The 451-nt window shown below is 65.2% G+C and carries 1 rRNA gene; it reads left to right on the forward strand.

The features are described 5' to 3' along the window. Positions 1-142: 142 nt before the first annotated feature. Positions 143-259 (forward strand): 5S ribosomal RNA (rrf, locus tag J1902_RS18980). Positions 260-451: the final 192 nt, after the last annotated feature.

The raw sequence follows: 451 nt of genomic DNA on the forward strand, positions 1-451 counted from the left end.
TCCAGGTCGAGAGCCCCCAACCCCGGTTGGGGGCACTCCCAATGGATCGTTTGCAGGAACCAGCAACTGAATACAAGCACCGAAGCAGTAACCACACGTCTTCCCACCCCCGGCGCAGCCAGGCGGAGCGGGCAACAAGGGTTACGGCGGTCACAGCGTGGGGGAAACGCCCGGTCCCATTCCGAACCCGGAAGCTAAGACCCACAGCGCCGATGGTACTGCACCCGGGAGGGTGTGGGAGAGTAGGACACCGCCGGACACACATTCAGCACGGAAGCCCCGACCATGACGGTCGGGGCTTCCGCCATTTAACAACCACCTGCCCCCACGCCACTCCGGCCCGGGCAGGACCACGGCGTGAGAATGACGACGTCAGCTGGCAGGGTCGTACTGGAACTGCCGGAGTTCTTGCGGGCAACGGCAGGCGAGGGCGATCTTCGCGGCCCACTCG

The sequence above is a fragment of the Arthrobacter cavernae genome (genome assembly GCF_017368795.1).
GTDB classification, from domain to species: Bacteria; Actinomycetota; Actinomycetes; order Actinomycetales; family Micrococcaceae; genus Arthrobacter; species Arthrobacter cavernae.